Genomic DNA, 14,589 nt, shown 5'->3' with positions numbered 1-14,589 from the left:
AAGTAAACAATCGCACACTGGCAACCTCGATTACCCTGATACGCGAAATCCATCTCCTTCGGCTGTTAAGATTGATACGTCCCCGTCCTTTACCCACCCCGATGAACCGTACGCTCGACCATCGCAACCTGGCCATGCTGCTGCTCGAGGCCCGCGAAACGCTGATGGGTCTGTTTCGCCCCATTCTCAAGGAATTCGCGTTGACCGAACAGCAATGGCGGATCATCCGCGTGCTCGACGGCGAACCGGCGCAGGCGCTCGAGGCGGGACAGATCGCCAGGCGCTGCTGCATCCTGAGCCCGAGCCTCACCGGCGTGCTGGAACGGATGGAGCGCGACGGCCTGATCACGCGCACGCGCGCGCAGGAAGATCAGCGCCGGCTGCTGGTCAGCCTGACGCCGCAAAGCAGGAAGCTGGTGACGGAGATCGGTCCGCGCATCGACGAGCAATACCGGCAACTCGAGTCGCGCTTCGGCGAGGACGGCCTCGAAGACATCTACCGCGCGCTCGACCGGCTCATCGAACTCGGCGGCAACGCATAAGGAAAGCGCCCGCTCCCGCCGCGCGCGGGAACGGGTGCGGTGCGGCGCGGGCAGTCAGTGCAACGCGCCGCGCATCAACTCGGTCACGGCCACGCCGCGCGACGTGCGCATGCACTCCTCGACGTAATCGATGAACGGCAACGGCTCGAAATCGATTTCGTCGCGCACGCGGCGGTTGTCGAACACGCGATCGACCGTCGCGAATTCCCCGCAGCGCTGCAATGCACGGCCGATCACGCGTTCGAGTGCCGGATCGGCCCGCCCGAGCACGTCTCGCACCACGAGCGGCAGTTCCGCCGGCGCGCACGCGGCGTAGCGCGGCGCACCCGTCATCCCCGCCGCCTCGTCCATCGCCCGCACGATCTGCGCGACCTGCGGCGCCTCGTCGCCGGCCGACACGTGATAGACGTCGTGGGCGAGCGTCGGCTTCACGGCCAGCAGCATCGTCGCGCGCGCCACGTCGTCCACCGACACGATGTCGATGCGCGTCATCGGCCGCGCGGTGAAGCGACGCGCGGCATGCGCGAGGCGGAACATCCAGAACGAATTCGGCGCGGGCCGCGTGCCGAGCACCGTATGACCGACCACATGCGACGGCCGCACGACGACGAGCGGCAGCCCGAGCGCGCGCAGGCGCTGTTCGGTTTCGGCCTTCGCGTGCAGATAATCGGCCGCGAGCACCGCACCCGGCAGGCCTTCGTCGTCGTGCGCCGGGTCGTTCGCCGCAGCGCCCGCCGCCTGTTCCTGCACGATCCCGCCGCGGCCCGCGTGCGCATAGGCCGTGCCGACGTACACGAAACGCTGCAGGCGCGGCGCGCGCGCGAAGCGTTCGGCGAAATGCACCGCATCGGCGATGTCGGCCTGCAGATGCGCGCCGTCGGCCGGCGACGCATGGCCGGCGCAGTGAATCACGTGCGTCGCCCCGGCGAGGCGCGGCGCATCGGCGCCGTGCCACACGTCGCCGAGCGCGCCGACGATCACGTTCGCATCGGTCAGGCGCGACGCCCAGTACGGCGCAAGCCCCGCGCGCAGCGCCGCCTCGCGCAGCCGCGCGACGGCGTGGCCGCGATCCTGCGCGCGCACGACGCACACGATGCGTTCGAGCAGCCCCGCATTGACGAGCGCCGTCAGCACGGTACTGCCGATGAAGCCGGTTGCGCCGGTCAGCACCAGGCGCCCGACGTTCGCCGCCGCGACCGGTGCGCTGGCCGGCGACACGAGGCTCGTCCGCCAGTTGAGCGACAACGCGGTTTTCCAGATCAGCACGATAGTCTCCTTCGAAGAATCGGCCGGGCGGCGCGGTGCCCGCGGTTGCGGGCCGCGCACGGCTCACGGCCGGGCCGGGGCTGACGCGGCCCCGGCAGTCCCGATCGGGCGTGCGGCCTGCGATCGCGTCGATCGCTCTCTGGCACGAGATGGCGGCAGCCGCCGCGGACGGGCGTCCGCGGCACAGGATCGGGACCTTCCCAGTGTGGGGCCCGACCGAATGCAAGTCTGTCCCGAAAGTTTCGTGAAAGTGTGCCGATTTGTACGCGATTGTCGGAGTGTGTCGTGCCGGACCCGCCGTCGGCACGACGAAACGTCCGCCCGGTCGGTGTCCCGACTGCGCCATGTCGCATCCGTCGGCACCGTTTCGGTGGCCGGTCGCGCGCGACAGATCGACGCGCCCCGCGCGCGGGTCATCCCATCTCCCGACCGCCTTCGACGCGCCTCTCGACACCGCGATCTCCGCTAACGCCCGTGATGGCAAGTGCCTCCGAAACGACCATGAATCGTCAGACGTCGTTCCATCTGAAACCGGAATGAACTCAATAAGGATTGTTTGAGGATTATCACTTGCGTTTCACACCAGTCTATCTAGACTGATCAAGTCAAAACGGTCGAATGCGTCAATTTTTCAGGAGACGATCACAATGCGCCTCACCATTCGGATTAATGGCAGCGAATCGGCAACCCGGCACGCTTTCGCAGTTCTATGGGTCGATACCGACGAGGGACTGTGGTCGCGCGAGGCACATCAGGGCATCGATCTCCCGGCCTGGGGCAAGGTCCGCGACGTCGAGGGCGCGATGGCGCTCTGCGCGGCCGATGGCGGCAACGCCGTGTGCCAGCTGAAGGGGCTGTCGTTCGGCGCGACGCAGCGCGAACAGGGCCCTGCCGTCCTCGCCGGCGACCACGCCGGTGCATGGCGGCTGCAGGCGGTCGATCGCTGCACGACCCAGCCGGAATACCGGGAATTCATTTCCGTTGCCCGATAGCATTCATCAAGGTAAATCGTCTGCGGTTTTCGGGTTTATTCCGGTGCCAGTGATATTCATTTCGATATTCATGATTATCGACGCCCCCTTTCGGGGCGTTTCTCATTTTCGGGCATAAAGAAATAATCGAGGCCCGGGCAATTGATCGCGCTGCGTCGGCGGTCGCGCTCGACCGGCACCCGAATCCGCCTCCCCGGATCGCCCCCCTGCCGAGCATCCCCCCGTTGCCTGCCGTGACGTCGGCCGCCCGCTTTCGCCGTGCTTTTTTGCTGCCTTCGTTTTTCATGTCCGGCCAAGTCGCCGTTTTGACGTTTTTTCACGGGGCCGGAACACACTTTCCCCACACGACGTTTACTCATTTATTACAATCGCATTATCCAGACTGATTTGCCGCCGACGGGCGGCCCGAACCGGCCATTGCATGAGCGTGAAAAAGAAGACCCACCCCGCCGATCCGTACGCGGCCGCGACCAAGAATCCGATGCTCGCGTCGCGCCTGCCGATGTGGCGCTCGAGGTTGATCGTGATCGTCGTGTTCCTCGCGTTCGCCGCGCTGATCGCGCGGGCCTTCTGGGTGCAGGTCGCGAACCAGGATTTCTATGTCGGACAGGGCCAGAAGCGCTACCAGCGCACGATCGAGCTCGACGCGATGCGCGGTCGCATCGTCGACCGCAACGGCGCGATGCTCGCGGTCAGCCTGTCGACCTATGAAATCTGGGCGAACCCGAAACAGGTCGCCGATACCGACTACCCGCAGATCGCCAAGCTGCTCGACATGCCGCTCGTCGAGGTGAAGCGGCGTCTGGGCAACGAGAAGACCTTCGTGCTGCTCAAGCGGCAGGTGGACGCCGATACCGCGGGCCGCCTCGACAAGCTCGCGATCGACGGCATCACGCAGATCGCCGATTCGAAGCGCTTCTATCCGGAAGGCGAATCGGCCGCGCACGTGGTCGGCTTCACGAACGTCGAGGACAAGGGCCAGGAAGGCGTCGAACTCGCGGCGAATGCACGCCTGCAAGGCACGTCGGGGCAACGTGAGGTGATCCGCGACCGGCTCGGCCGCATCGTGTCGGATACGCGCCCGCTCGTCCCCGCGCAGCACGGCGCGACGATCGAACTGACGATCGATCGCCGCATCCAGCAGCTCGCGTACAGCCAGCTCAAGGCCGCCGTGATCGAGAACAACGCGGTGGCAGGCAGCGTCGTCGTGCTCGACGCGCAGAACGGCGAGATCCTCGCGCTCGCGAACTACCCGACCTTCGACCCGAACGATCGTGCCCGCCTGACCGGCCAGCAGTTGCGCAACCGCGCGGTGATCGACACGTTCGAACCGGGCTCGACGATCAAGCCGCTCGTCGTCGCGCTGTCGATCGACGAACGCAAGGTCACGCCGAACACGATCATCAACACGTCGCCCGGCACCTACAAGATCGGCCCGGCCGTGATTCACGACACGTCGAACCACGGGTCGCTGACGGTTTCGCAGGCGCTGCAGAAGTCGAGCAACGTCGCGCTCGCGAAGCTCGCGCTGAACCTGCCCGCCGAAACGATCTGGAACAAGTACCAGGAGTACGGGATCGGCCGCGCGCCGGAACTGACGTTCCCGGGCGTGGCGTCGGGCCGGCTGCGCGGCTACAAGCGCTGGCGGCCGATCGAGCAGGCGACGATGGCTTACGGCTACGGCCTGTCGATGTCGCTGCTGCAGATCGCGCAGACCTACACGGCTTATGCGGGCGACGGCACGCTGCACCCGGTGTCGCTGCTGAAGAACGGCACCGATCAGCAGACGATCGACGCGCATCGCGGCCACCGCGTGACGTCGCCGCAAACGGCCGCGTCGATCCGCTCGATGCTCGAGATGGCGGTCGGCGAAGGCGGTACGGGGCGCCGCGCGCGCGTCGACGGCTACCGGATCGGCGGCAAGACCGGTACCGCGCGCAAGCAGGTCGGCGCGACCTATGCAAAGGGCAAGTACCGCGCGCTGTTCGCGGGGATGGCGCCGATGAGCAACCCGCGCCTGATCGTCGCCGTGATGATCGACGAGCCGCGCGGCAAGGGCTACTACGGCGGCACGGTGGCCGGCCCGGTGTTCGCGTCGGTCACGAGCGGCTCGCTGCAATTGCTCGGCGTACCGCCCGATGCGCCGGTCGAGCCCGAGAAGAATGCGCCGGCAAAAGCGGCTGCGCCGCAGAAGACGGTAGCCGCGCCGAAGGCTTCGCCGGCCCGGACGGCTGCCGCGCGGAAACCATCCGCGCCGCTCGAGACGGCCGCACGATCCGGCACGGCCGCGCCGGCGAAGGCTGCCGCAGGCTGACGACGCCGTCCGGGCGATGCCGGATGCGCGTCACTCCTTCCCGCTTTCATCTCACGTTCCAGGAACGCCCCGCATCATTTGAGGGTTCCCGCCGCGTCCTCCTGCAATGTTTGCGCGCCGCAGGTGGCCTTGCCTGTGCGCCCGACTACAACATCCGGCCTACAGCGCGGCCCAGGCCGGGCTGATCAGCGGCACGAAATCGCTGGCGATCGAATAGGGCCGCGACGGCGTGCGCGCGAACATCGTGCTGCCCGGCACGGTGAAGACACCCGCGTGGGAAGCACGCGTGCGGCGCAATCCGCAGGTGTTCGAGCAATCGAGAAAGGGGTATCCGCCCGACGATTTCGCGACGCCCGTCGACGTCGCGCAGGCCGCGCCGTTCCTGGGTTCGCCGGCCGCTCGGATCATCACCGGCGTCGCGCTGCCGGTGGACGGCGGCCTGCTGGCCGGCAATCGCGTGGTGATGGCGCGGGAACCGACGCTCGAGACGTTCTACTGACACCGAAGCCCGCAGGGCCGGCGGCCGCCCGGGCCGCCGCGCGCTGCCCGGTGCGCGGCGCGATGCCGCGCGCCGTCAATGCGCGGCCGCGACCGGCTTCACCATCCGGCCGAGCACGTGCTCGGTCATCCCGCGCGCGAGTTCGGTCTCGCCCATGAACACGGTGCCGACACCCTCGCTGGACAGCAGCGCGGCCTCGTCGCCGCTGTTGGTGCACAGCACGACCTCGAGCGTCGGGTTGAGCGTGCGCGAGATCTCGACGATCTGCCGCACGTCGAACACGTCGGGCAGCGTGACGACCAGCATCCCGGCCCGCGCGATATGCGCCTGCACGAGCACGATCGGCTCGATCGCGTCGCCCGACACGGCCGCGATGCCGTCCGCGCGCAGCTTCTCGACGAGCTCGCGATTCTGCTCGACGACGACATAGGCGATCCCGCGCTCGTCCAGCGCATGCGCGATCCGCGTGCCGACCTTGCCGTAGCCGACGATCACGACCTGCCCGGTCAAGTGGGTCTGCGGCGTCGACATCGGCAGCGCGGCGAGCGGATCGTCGCGCGCCTCGAGCTTGCGCGCGAACGCCGAATGCTTGCGGATCCACACGAGCGCCGGGTCGATCATCGCGAACAGCAGCGTGTTCATCGCGATCGAAATCAGCGCGACCGCCAGGATCAGGCTCTGCCCCTCGGCCGACAAGAGCCCGAGCGCACGCCCGAGCCCCGCGAGAATGAACGAGAATTCGCCGATCTGCGCGAGGCCCGCGCCGACCGTCAGCGCGGTGTTCAGCGGATAGCGGAACGCGATCACGAGCGCGACGGCCGCGAGCGTCTTGCCGACCAGCACGATCGCCGCGACCTCGATCACGTGCAGCGGCTCCTCGAGCAGCACCTTCGGGTCGAACAGCATGCCGACCGAGATGAAGAACAGCACCGAGAACGCGTCGCGCAGCGGCAAGGTCTCATCGGCCGCGCGCCGACTGAATTCCGACTCGCGCATCATCATCCCGGCGAAGAACGCGCCAAGCGCGAACGACACGTCGAACAGCTTCGCCGCGCCGAACGCGATCCCGACCGCGGCCGCGATCATGCACAGCGTGAACAGCTCGCGCGAGCCGGTGCGCGCGACGAGCCACAGAATGCGCGGAAACACGCGCTTGCCGACCACCAGCATCAGCGCGATGAACGCCGCGACCTTCAGCATCGTGACGCCGAGCGTGCCCCACACGCTGCCGCCCGCCGCATGCGTATCGCCGGGCGGCGTGCCGCCGAGCAGCCCCGCGACGGGCGGCAGCAGCACCAGCACGAGCACCATCACGAGATCCTCGACGACCAGCCAGCCGACCGCGATGCGCCCGTTGACCGTCTCGACGAGCCCGCGCCCTTCCAGCGCGCGCAGCAGCACGACGGTACTCGCGACCGACAAGGCGAGCCCGAACACCAGCGCCGCACCGAGGCTCCAGCCCCACGTGAGCGCGAGCCCGCCGCCGAGCAGGGTCGCGACGGTAATCTGGACGACCGCGCCCGGCAGCGCGATCTTGCGCACCGCGAGCAGATCGCCGAGCGAAAAATGCAGGCCGACGCCGAACATCAGCAGCATGACGCCCACTTCCGCAAGCTGCTGCGCGAGCGACAGGTCGCCGACGAAACCGGGCGTGCCGGGGCCGATCACGATCCCGGCAAGCAGATAGCCGACCAGCGGCGGCATTTTCAGCAGCGACGCGAGGTAACCGAAGATCATCGCGAGACCGAAACCGGCCGCGAGCAACGCAATCAGGCTGACGTCATGAGGCATCCCCCCTCCCAAGCTCTTGTAACTATTTAGTAAGGTTCAAGAGTGAAAGGATAAGGGATGAGGCGGAAGAATGGCGCGCGGCCGCGAAAAATTCACGCGGCCGCGCGCTGTTGCGGGGTGCAACCCCGGCGAAACGACGGGCGCCGCACGTCGCGGCCGGCGCCCTGAAACGGGTAGAACCGGCGGGGCCGGCGCCCCGCCGCCCGCGTCAGCGCGACGCTTGCGGGAACCGCGCGCCCGGCGGCGGCTCCGGCCGCGTCGACGGCACGCTCTTGCGCACCTTCGCGACTTGCGCGGCCGTCACCGGCGCACCCGTGTTGCCCCAGCTCGTGCGCACGAAGTTCGACACGTCGGCGACTTCCTGGTCCGACAGGCGCCAGCCGAACGGCGGCATCGTGAAGGTCGACGGCGCGGTGCGCGTCCCCTCCAGCGCGCTGCCTTCCAGCACGACGTGGATCAGCGAGGTCGGATCGTCCCCCTGCACGACCGGGTTGCCGGCCAGCGCCGGGAACACGCGCGTGTAGCCGTGGCCGTCGCTGCGGTGGCAGGCCATGCAGTTGTCGCGATAGACGGCCGCGCCCGGCTTGCTCGCGTCGCCCGTCTGCAGCGCCTTCGCGGCGGCCGCGTCGTACACGTGCGGCTGCTCGCCCTGCACGCGCGGCGGCAGCGTCTTCAGGTAGCGCGCGATCGCGTTCAGGTCGTCGTCGGTCATGTGCTGCATGCTGTGGCCGACCACGTCCGTCATCCCGCCGAACGCGGCCGTGCGCAGCGTGCGGCCCGTCTTCAGGAACTGCACGATCTCGGCTTCGTTCCACGTCCCCAGGCCCGTGCGCGGCTCGCCGCGCAGGCTCGTCGGCACCCAGCCGTCGATCGCCGCGCCGCCGGCCAGGAAGTCAGGGCCGTCCGCATCGGTCAGCCCGCGCTCCTGCATCGTCGGCGCGCGCGGCGTGTGGCACGCGCCGCAGTGGCCGAGGCCCTGTACGAGATACGCGCCGCGCGCGACCACCGGATCGGTGTACGGCGCCGCATCGAACGGCTTCGGCGCCGGCGCGAACAGCTTGCGCCAGATCCCGAGCGGCCAGCGCATCGACAGCGGCCACACGATGTCGACCGCGCGGTTCTCGTGCTCGACGGGCGCGACGCCGTGCATGAAGTACGCGTACAGCGCCTTCATGTCGTCGTCGGTCAGGCGCGAATACGACGGGAACGGCATGGCCGGATACATCGTGTCGCCGTTCTTGCGCACGCCCTCGCGCACCGCGCGCGTGAAGTCCTCGTAAGTCCAGCCGCCGAGACCCGTCTTCGGGTCCGGCGTGATGTTCGTCGAGTAGATGCCGCCGATCGGCGTGTCGAACTTCAGCCCGCCGGCGAACGGCTTGCCGCCGCTCGCGGTGTGGCATGCGATACAGTCGCCGGCGCGCGCGAGGTATTCGCCGCGCTTGACCAGGCTCGCGTCGGCCGACCGGGCCACCGGTGCAGCCGCCGGGCCGGAAGCCGCGGCGGGCGCCGCCGGTTGCGCGACGGCCGTCGTGCCGGCGAGGCCGAACACGGCCCAGCTCGCCGCGGCCGCGAGGGCACGCGACCACGAGGACATGCGGCGCGTGGCGAGGGAATTCATCGTCCTCTTCATACGGTCACCAGCGGGGCAGGATTTTTCAGGTATTGCTCGCGGATCGCGCGTGCCGACCAGTAGGCCAGCGCCGCGATGATCCCGGTCGGGTTGTAGCCGATGCCCTGCGGCAGCGCGGACGCGCCCATCACGAACACGTTGTGCACGTCCCAGCACTGCAGGTAGCGGTTCAGCACGCTCGTCTTCGGGTCGGTGCCCATGATCGCGCCGCCGACGAGGTGGGTCGTCTGGTAGGCGCGCGAATCGAAGTGCTTGCCGAACTCGCGCGTCGACACGCTGATCGCCTTCGGCCCCATCGCTTCCGCGATCTTCTTCATCTGCCCGGTCACGTATTGCGCCATCTTGATGTCGTTGTCCTTCCAGTCGAACGTCATCCGCAACAGCGGCTGACCGTACGAATCGCGATAGGTCGGGTCGAGGTCGAGATACACGTCGCGGTACGACATGTTGGTGCCGTGCGCGTCCATCGAGATCGTGTGCGCGTAGTTGTCCTTGACGGCCTTCTTCCACGCGGAACCCCACTGCGGCGTGCCGGGCGGCGTCGCGATGCCGCTGATCGGCTTCACGCCGGCCTGGTTCACCCACAGCGGCGAACCGCCGACGAAGCCGAGCGGGCCGTGGTCGAAGTTGTCTGCGTTGAAATCGTCCACCGCGACGCCGTTGCCGCCCGCGCCGATGAACGGATTCGTGTAGGTGTCCTTGTCGAAAAACGCCTTGATCGTCGACAGGTTCTGGTACGCGAAATTGCGGCCCACGACACCCTCGCCCGAGACCGGATCGTACGGCTTGCCGATGCCCGACAGCAGCAGCAGGTGCACGTTGTGATACTGGAACGCGGCCACGATCACGAGATCGGCCGGCTGGTGCACTTCGCGCCCGGCCGGATCGACGTAGGTCACGCCGGTCGCGCGCTTCTTCGTGTCGTCGAGGTCGACCCGCAGCACGTGGCACTTCGAGCGCAGCTCGAAGTTCGGCGCCTGCTTCAGCGCGGGCAGGATGTTCAGGTTCGGCGACGCCTTCGAGTACATGTAGCACGCGTAACCGCTGCAGTAGCCGCAGAAGTTGCACGGGCCCATCTGCACGCCGTACGGGTTCGTGTACGGGCCCGACGTGTTCGCCGACGGCAGCCGGTACGGATGCAGGCCGAGCGACTTGGCGGCGTCGAAGAAGCGCTGCGCCGAATACGTATTGAGCTGCGCGGGCAGCGGGAAGTTGTCGCTGCGGTTCGCCTCGAACACGTTGCCGTCGCCGACCACCTTGCCGCCGACCTTGTACGCCTGCCCCGACGTGCCGAACACCTTCTCGGCGAAGTCGAAATGCGGCTCGAGCTCGTCGTAGGTCACGCCCGTATCCTGGATCGTCATCCCTTCGGGGATGAACTTCCGGCCGTAGCGCTCTTCATAGTGGCTGCGCAGGCGCAGCTCTTCCGGCGTGATCCGGAAATGCACGCCCGACCAGTGCAGCCCCGCGCCGCCGACGCCTTCGCCCGGCAGGAACGCGGCGAGCTGCCGGTACGGCAGCGCGGTGTCCTGCAGGCCGTGGCGGATCGACACGGTCGTCTTCGACAGGTCGAGGAACAGTTTCTTGCGGATGTTGTACGTCAGCTCGTCGATCGTGTTCGGATACGCGCCGTCCGGGTACGTATCGCGATATTCGCCGCGCTCGAGCGCGACGACCTTCAGGCCCGCTTCGGTCAGTTCCTTCGCGAGAATCGCACCGGTCCAGCCGAAGCCGACGATCACCGCATCGACATGCGGCTTTTTCTCTGCGGCCATCAGCTGCGCTCCCCGTTGATCGAGACGGGCCCGTACGGATAGGGCTTGCCGCTCTGGTTGACGAAATCCATGAAGTCCGCGCGTGCGCCCGGAAAGCCGATCATCTTCCACGCGGCCATGTCGTGATTGCCGCCGTGCACCGGATCGCAGAAATAACCTTCGCGCGTGTTCTGCAGCAACTGGCCGAAGAACACGCCGGGCGGGACGTCGTCGATCTGCGCGGCGCCCTTCTCCAGCGCGCCGAGCACGGTGTCGCGCGTCGGTGCGTCGAGATCCGCGAACGCCTTGCCGTGCGCCTTTTCGCAATAACGGTTGACGGCCGCGATGCCGAGCCGGTAGATGTCGCGGGGCACCAGCTTCAACTGGTAACCCAGCTCGGGCACGCCCTGCTGGAACGGCCCCTGCATGTACCACGTCGCGCCGTGCGCATACGGCGTCTCCATCTGGCGGTCGATGAATTCGGGCACGCCCGATTCGAGCGCGCCGGGGCCTTCGGCGTCGGCCGGGATAAGCCGGTCGACGGCGGCCTGGACGAACGCCCACTCCTTCGCATCGAAGAAGGTCGGCTTGTACGGGGCGCGCTCGGCGCTGGACGATGCGGCGGGCGCGCTGCCGGCCGTCGTCGCGGACGGCGACGACGAGCGCAGGTCGCAGCCGGCGACCGACGCGATCGGCACGAGCGCGACCGACGTGCGCAGGAAACGGCGGCGCGAGTTGGGTTTGTCAGGTGGCGTGGACATGGTCGGATGTTGATCGTTGGGGATCGGCGCCGGCCACGCGCATTCCGCATGCCGCGTGGCCGGCCGGAAGCCGTGCCGCATGCGGCTGGCCGTCCTGTTCTTCATATGTTGCGAACAACCTCGATGCGGGCAACGGCCGCGCGATGCACGGTGACGCCTTCATGCGGCCGCGCGTCGCGCCGGCGACGGCGGCGCGCTGCACGGATCGACCTCTTAACGGGCCCTATCGTCAGACAAATAGCGGCCTTTCGACCGGCATCTGCTGCCATCGCCATGACCCTTGTTCAACTTAGGCGCCGCGTTTGCCGACGGCAAGCGCAACGCGCACGACCCTCTTTAGGGCCCGGCGACGAGTGCGGCGAATTATAGCTGGAACCGGTTCCATTGCTACAGGGTTCGATGCAATTCAATGCATCGAAAATCGCAACAATTGAAAAATCTGAAAACCGGAATGCGCAAGGATGCGCGCGATCGCAGGTGGATGAAGGGGGCAGGCAGGCGTTCGTTGCCTGGAGGACGACCCGGAGAGCTGTCTCTTTCCAGCCACGCGGCACCACGCGACGGCGCCGGAGCGCGCCGTACCCTGGTAGCCTCCGCCTCTCATGAATACCCGGAAAAACAAATCGCTGGCGCCCGATTCGACCAGCATCAGCAAATATCTGAGCTACCTGCTACGCCACGAGCCGCAGGCGATCGGCCTGCAACTCGATGCGCAAGGCTGGGCCGATATCGGTCGGTTGATTGCCGGCGCCGCCCGTCACGGACACCGGCTCGATCGCGCGACGATCGAAAGCGTCTGTGCAACCAGCGACAAGCAGCGCTTCGCGCTTTCCGACGACGGTCAGCGCATTCGCGCGGTGCAGGGCCATTCGACGCCCGTCGTGCAACGGCGTTATCCGGCCGCGCAGCCGCCCGAGCGCCTCTATCACGGCACGGCGACGCGCTTCCTCGATTCGATTCGTGCGCAAGGACTGAAACCCGGCGCCCGGCATCACGTGCACCTGTCGGCCGACATCGGGACGGCACAGGCGGTTGGCGCGCGCTACGGCGTGCCGGTGATTCTCGAGGTCGACGCGCAGCGCATGCACCGGCAGGGCCGCACGTTCTTCATTGCCGAAAACGGCGTCTGGCTGACCGACGCCGTGCCGGCCGAATGCCTTGCGCCGATCGATGCGCCCGCGGGTTGAACCGCCCGCCGCTCACCGCGTCCAGAACATCGACGCGATGGACAGCGCCAGCGCCGCGCACAGCGGCGAGTAATACAGCGAGTCCATCCGTGCGAAACGCGACCCGCGAATGCGCTTGAAGAAGCCGACGTAGCGGAAATCGCCGACGGCGCGCACCGCGAAGATCAGTGCGAGCGCAACGACCGCGAACGCGATCGTGCCGGGATACGCGTTACGCCCCAGCCAGCCGGCACGCGCGGCCACCACGCATGCGCCGCCCAGCAGCGCCGCCGCGACGGCAAGCGTGCCGATCGCGGTCGGCCGCAGCAGCGGCACGCCATCCAGTTCCGGAATCGCCGCACGCTTGCCGCGCCGCCCGCCCAACGCCCAGTAGACGTGTACGAGCGCGATCGCGCAAAGCGTCGGCACGCTGAAATACGCGCCGGTCATGTCGTTCGTGTCCTTGTCTCGTTGTTCTGCCGGAAGGGTTCCGGCGCGCGGCCCCGGCCCGCGCCACGCATGACGATACCGAAACCCGGCGACGCGTGCATTGCGACCTGCGGTCGCAACCCGTGGCAGCACGTGGTGCGATGCAGTGCGCGTGCCGGTCGCCCGGGCCGGCCGCTTGACTTCCCTTCGCGCGCTACTACCCTGTTATTCCAGTACCGCGGTCGGCACGCCGCAGCGTCGTACCGACCGCACGACAACGATAACGAAGGCCATGGAGGCGACTCATGCTGATCGGTGTGCCGAAGGAGATCAAGAACCACGAATATCGCGTCGGCCTCACGCCGGCCGGCGCGCACGAACTCACGCGGCACGGCCATCGCGTGCTCGTGCAGCGCGGCGCGGGCACCGCGATCGGCCTGCTCGACGACGACTACACCGCCGCCGGCGCATCGCTCTGCGACGGCGCCGACGAAGTCTTCGCGCGCGCCGACATGATCATCAAGGTCAAGGAGCCGCAGCCGGCCGAATGCGCGATGCTGCGACGCGGCCAGATCCTCTACGCGTACCTGCATCTCGCGCCCGATCCCGACCAGGCGGCCGCGCTCGTGAAATCCGGCGCGGTCTGCATCGCGTACGAAACCGTGACGGGCCCCGGCGGCGGCCTGCCGCTGCTCGCGCCGATGAGCGAGGTGGCCGGACGCATGTCGATCCAGGTCGCGGCAACCCACCTCGAAAGCCCGCGCGGCGGCCGCGGCCTGCTGATGGCCGGCGTGCCCGGCGTGCCGGCCGCGCACGTCGTCGTGCTCGGCGCGGGTGTCGTGGGCACCGGCGCGCTGCAGATGGCGGTCGGCCTCGGCGCACGCGTCACCGTGCTCGACAACAACGTCAACCGGTTGCGCCAGCTCGACCTCGTGTTCGCCAACCGGATTTCGACCGTCTGCTCGAACGCGCATACGGTCGACGCAGCCGTGCGCGACGCCGACGTCGTGATCGGTGCGGTGCTCGTGCCGGGCGCATCGGCGCCGCGCCTCGTCACGCGCGACATGATCGCGACGATGCGCAAGGGTGCCGTCGTCGTCGACGTCGCGATCGACCAGGGCGGCTGCTTCGAGACCTCGCATGCGACGACGCATGCCGACCCGACCTTCGTCGTCGACGGCGTCGTGCACTACTGCGTCGCGAACATGCCCGGCGCGGTCGCGCGCACGTCGACCTTCGCGCTGAACAACGCGACGCTCGGGCATGCGCTCGCGCTCGCCGACAAGGGCTGGAAGCAGGCGATGACCGACGATCCGCATCTGCGCGCGGGCCTGAACGTCTGCGACGGGCACATCACGTACGAAGCGGTCGCGCTGGCGCTCGGCCTGCCCTATGTGCCGGCGACCGGCATGCTCGCGTGACCGTGCCGGAATGACATGAACGCA

At 68.0% G+C, this 14,589-nt stretch carries 11 protein-coding genes and 1 pseudogene; 6 read left to right on the top strand and 6 right to left on the bottom strand.

The genetic code is table 11. From position 1 onward, the window contains the following. Window positions 1-101 precede the first annotated feature (101 nt). Window positions 102-542 (top strand): homoprotocatechuate degradation operon regulator HpaR, encoded by a 441-nt coding sequence (gene hpaR / locus WJ12_RS26645; RefSeq protein WP_034191543.1) that lies wholly within the window; start codon window positions 102-104, stop codon window positions 540-542. A 54-nt stretch (window positions 543-596) separates the two neighbouring features. Here hpaR and WJ12_RS26640 read toward each other — a convergent pair whose 3' ends face one another. Further along, complete coding sequence (locus WJ12_RS26640; RefSeq protein WP_059556453.1) at window positions 597-1,808, bottom strand: SDR family oxidoreductase; 1,212 nt, start codon at window positions 1,806-1,808, stop codon at window positions 597-599. A gap of 647 nt (window positions 1,809-2,455) precedes the next feature. Between WJ12_RS26640 and WJ12_RS26635 the strand changes: the two genes are divergently transcribed. From WJ12_RS26635 to WJ12_RS26625, 3 genes and pseudogenes are all read left to right on the top strand, one after another. Further along, entirely contained in the window at window positions 2,456-2,800 is a 345-nt protein-coding gene (locus tag WJ12_RS26635; protein WP_034191545.1) for a DUF3564 family protein, read from the top strand. A gap of 421 nt (window positions 2,801-3,221) precedes the next feature. Beyond that, entirely contained in the window at window positions 3,222-5,114 is a 1,893-nt protein-coding gene (locus WJ12_RS26630) for a peptidoglycan D,D-transpeptidase FtsI family protein (protein WP_034191546.1), read from the top strand. A 139-nt stretch (window positions 5,115-5,253) separates the two neighbouring features. Beyond that, window positions 5,254-5,613, top strand: a pseudogene (locus WJ12_RS26625) (SDR family oxidoreductase); the annotation flags it as partial. Between the two features lie 75 nt (window positions 5,614-5,688). Here the strand turns inward: WJ12_RS26625 and WJ12_RS26620 are convergent. The 4 genes from WJ12_RS26620 to WJ12_RS26605 all read right to left on the bottom strand — a co-directional run bounded on the left by WJ12_RS26620 (window position 5,689) and on the right by WJ12_RS26605 (window position 11,549). Beyond that, a complete protein-coding gene (locus WJ12_RS26620) occupies window positions 5,689-7,404 on the bottom strand; it encodes a cation:proton antiporter domain-containing protein (RefSeq protein ID WP_034191547.1) in 1,716 nt (571 codons plus the stop codon). A 208-nt stretch (window positions 7,405-7,612) separates the two neighbouring features. Further along, window positions 7,613-9,034: a cytochrome c gene (locus WJ12_RS26615; protein ID WP_034191548.1), complete on the bottom strand. Its 1,422-nt coding sequence runs from the start codon at window positions 9,032-9,034 to the stop codon at window positions 7,613-7,615. After that, window positions 9,031-10,809: a GMC family oxidoreductase gene (locus WJ12_RS26610; protein ID WP_034191549.1), complete on the bottom strand. Its 1,779-nt coding sequence runs from the start codon at window positions 10,807-10,809 to the stop codon at window positions 9,031-9,033. The genes WJ12_RS26615 and WJ12_RS26610 overlap by 4 nt, the downstream gene beginning before the upstream one ends. Next, window positions 10,809-11,549 carry a gluconate 2-dehydrogenase subunit 3 family protein gene (locus WJ12_RS26605; RefSeq protein ID WP_034191685.1) on the bottom strand — a complete coding sequence of 247 codons (741 nt, stop codon included), beginning with the start codon at window positions 11,547-11,549 and terminating at the stop codon, window positions 10,809-10,811. The genes WJ12_RS26610 and WJ12_RS26605 overlap by 1 nt, the downstream gene beginning before the upstream one ends. Before the next feature lie 602 nt (window positions 11,550-12,151). Here WJ12_RS26605 and WJ12_RS26600 point away from each other — a divergent pair. Next, on the top strand, window positions 12,152-12,736 hold the full coding sequence (locus WJ12_RS26600) for an RNA 2'-phosphotransferase (protein ID WP_059556452.1): 585 nt from the start codon (window positions 12,152-12,154) through the stop codon (window positions 12,734-12,736). A 12-nt stretch (window positions 12,737-12,748) separates the two neighbouring features. Here WJ12_RS26600 and WJ12_RS26595 read toward each other — a convergent pair whose 3' ends face one another. Continuing rightward, complete coding sequence (locus tag WJ12_RS26595; protein WP_034191550.1) at window positions 12,749-13,165, bottom strand: DUF3995 domain-containing protein; 417 nt, start codon at window positions 13,163-13,165, stop codon at window positions 12,749-12,751. A gap of 284 nt (window positions 13,166-13,449) precedes the next feature. Here WJ12_RS26595 and ald point away from each other — a divergent pair, with 284 nt between their 5' ends. Next, window positions 13,450-14,565 (top strand): alanine dehydrogenase, encoded by a 1,116-nt coding sequence (ald, locus tag WJ12_RS26590; RefSeq protein WP_034191551.1) that lies wholly within the window; start codon window positions 13,450-13,452, stop codon window positions 14,563-14,565. The last annotated feature ends 24 nt before the right edge of the window (window positions 14,566-14,589 follow it).

Origin of the sequence: Burkholderia seminalis (assembly GCF_001718535.1) — a bacterium.
In the GTDB taxonomy this organism is placed as follows: domain Bacteria; phylum Pseudomonadota; class Gammaproteobacteria; order Burkholderiales; family Burkholderiaceae; genus Burkholderia; species Burkholderia seminalis.
Note: the sequence above shows the minus strand (reverse complement) of the source record. Positions and strands in the feature narration are given on the sequence as shown.

What these genes read in the sequence shown, in the direction of transcription:
- WJ12_RS26610 (WP_034191549.1), bottom strand. Translation starts at nt 10,809, where the DNA reads ATGGCCGCAGAGAAAAAGCCGCATGTCGATGCGGTGATCGTCGGCTTC.
- WJ12_RS26600 (WP_059556452.1), top strand. Translation starts at nt 12,152, where the DNA reads ATGAATACCCGGAAAAACAAATCGCTGGCGCCCGATTCGACCAGCATC.
- WJ12_RS26635 (WP_034191545.1), top strand. Translation starts at nt 2,456, where the DNA reads ATGCGCCTCACCATTCGGATTAATGGCAGCGAATCGGCAACCCGGCAC.
- WJ12_RS26630 (WP_034191546.1), top strand. Translation starts at nt 3,222, where the DNA reads ATGAGCGTGAAAAAGAAGACCCACCCCGCCGATCCGTACGCGGCCGCG.
- WJ12_RS26615 (WP_034191548.1), bottom strand. Translation starts at nt 9,034, where the DNA reads ATGAAGAGGACGATGAATTCCCTCGCCACGCGCCGCATGTCCTCGTGG.
- hpaR (WP_034191543.1), top strand. Translation starts at nt 102, where the DNA reads ATGAACCGTACGCTCGACCATCGCAACCTGGCCATGCTGCTGCTCGAG.
- WJ12_RS26620 (WP_034191547.1), bottom strand. Translation starts at nt 7,404, where the DNA reads ATGCCTCATGACGTCAGCCTGATTGCGTTGCTCGCGGCCGGTTTCGGT.
- WJ12_RS26605 (WP_034191685.1), bottom strand. Translation starts at nt 11,549, where the DNA reads ATGTCCACGCCACCTGACAAACCCAACTCGCGCCGCCGTTTCCTGCGC.
- ald (WP_034191551.1), top strand. Translation starts at nt 13,450, where the DNA reads ATGCTGATCGGTGTGCCGAAGGAGATCAAGAACCACGAATATCGCGTC.
- WJ12_RS26595 (WP_034191550.1), bottom strand. Translation starts at nt 13,165, where the DNA reads ATGACCGGCGCGTATTTCAGCGTGCCGACGCTTTGCGCGATCGCGCTC.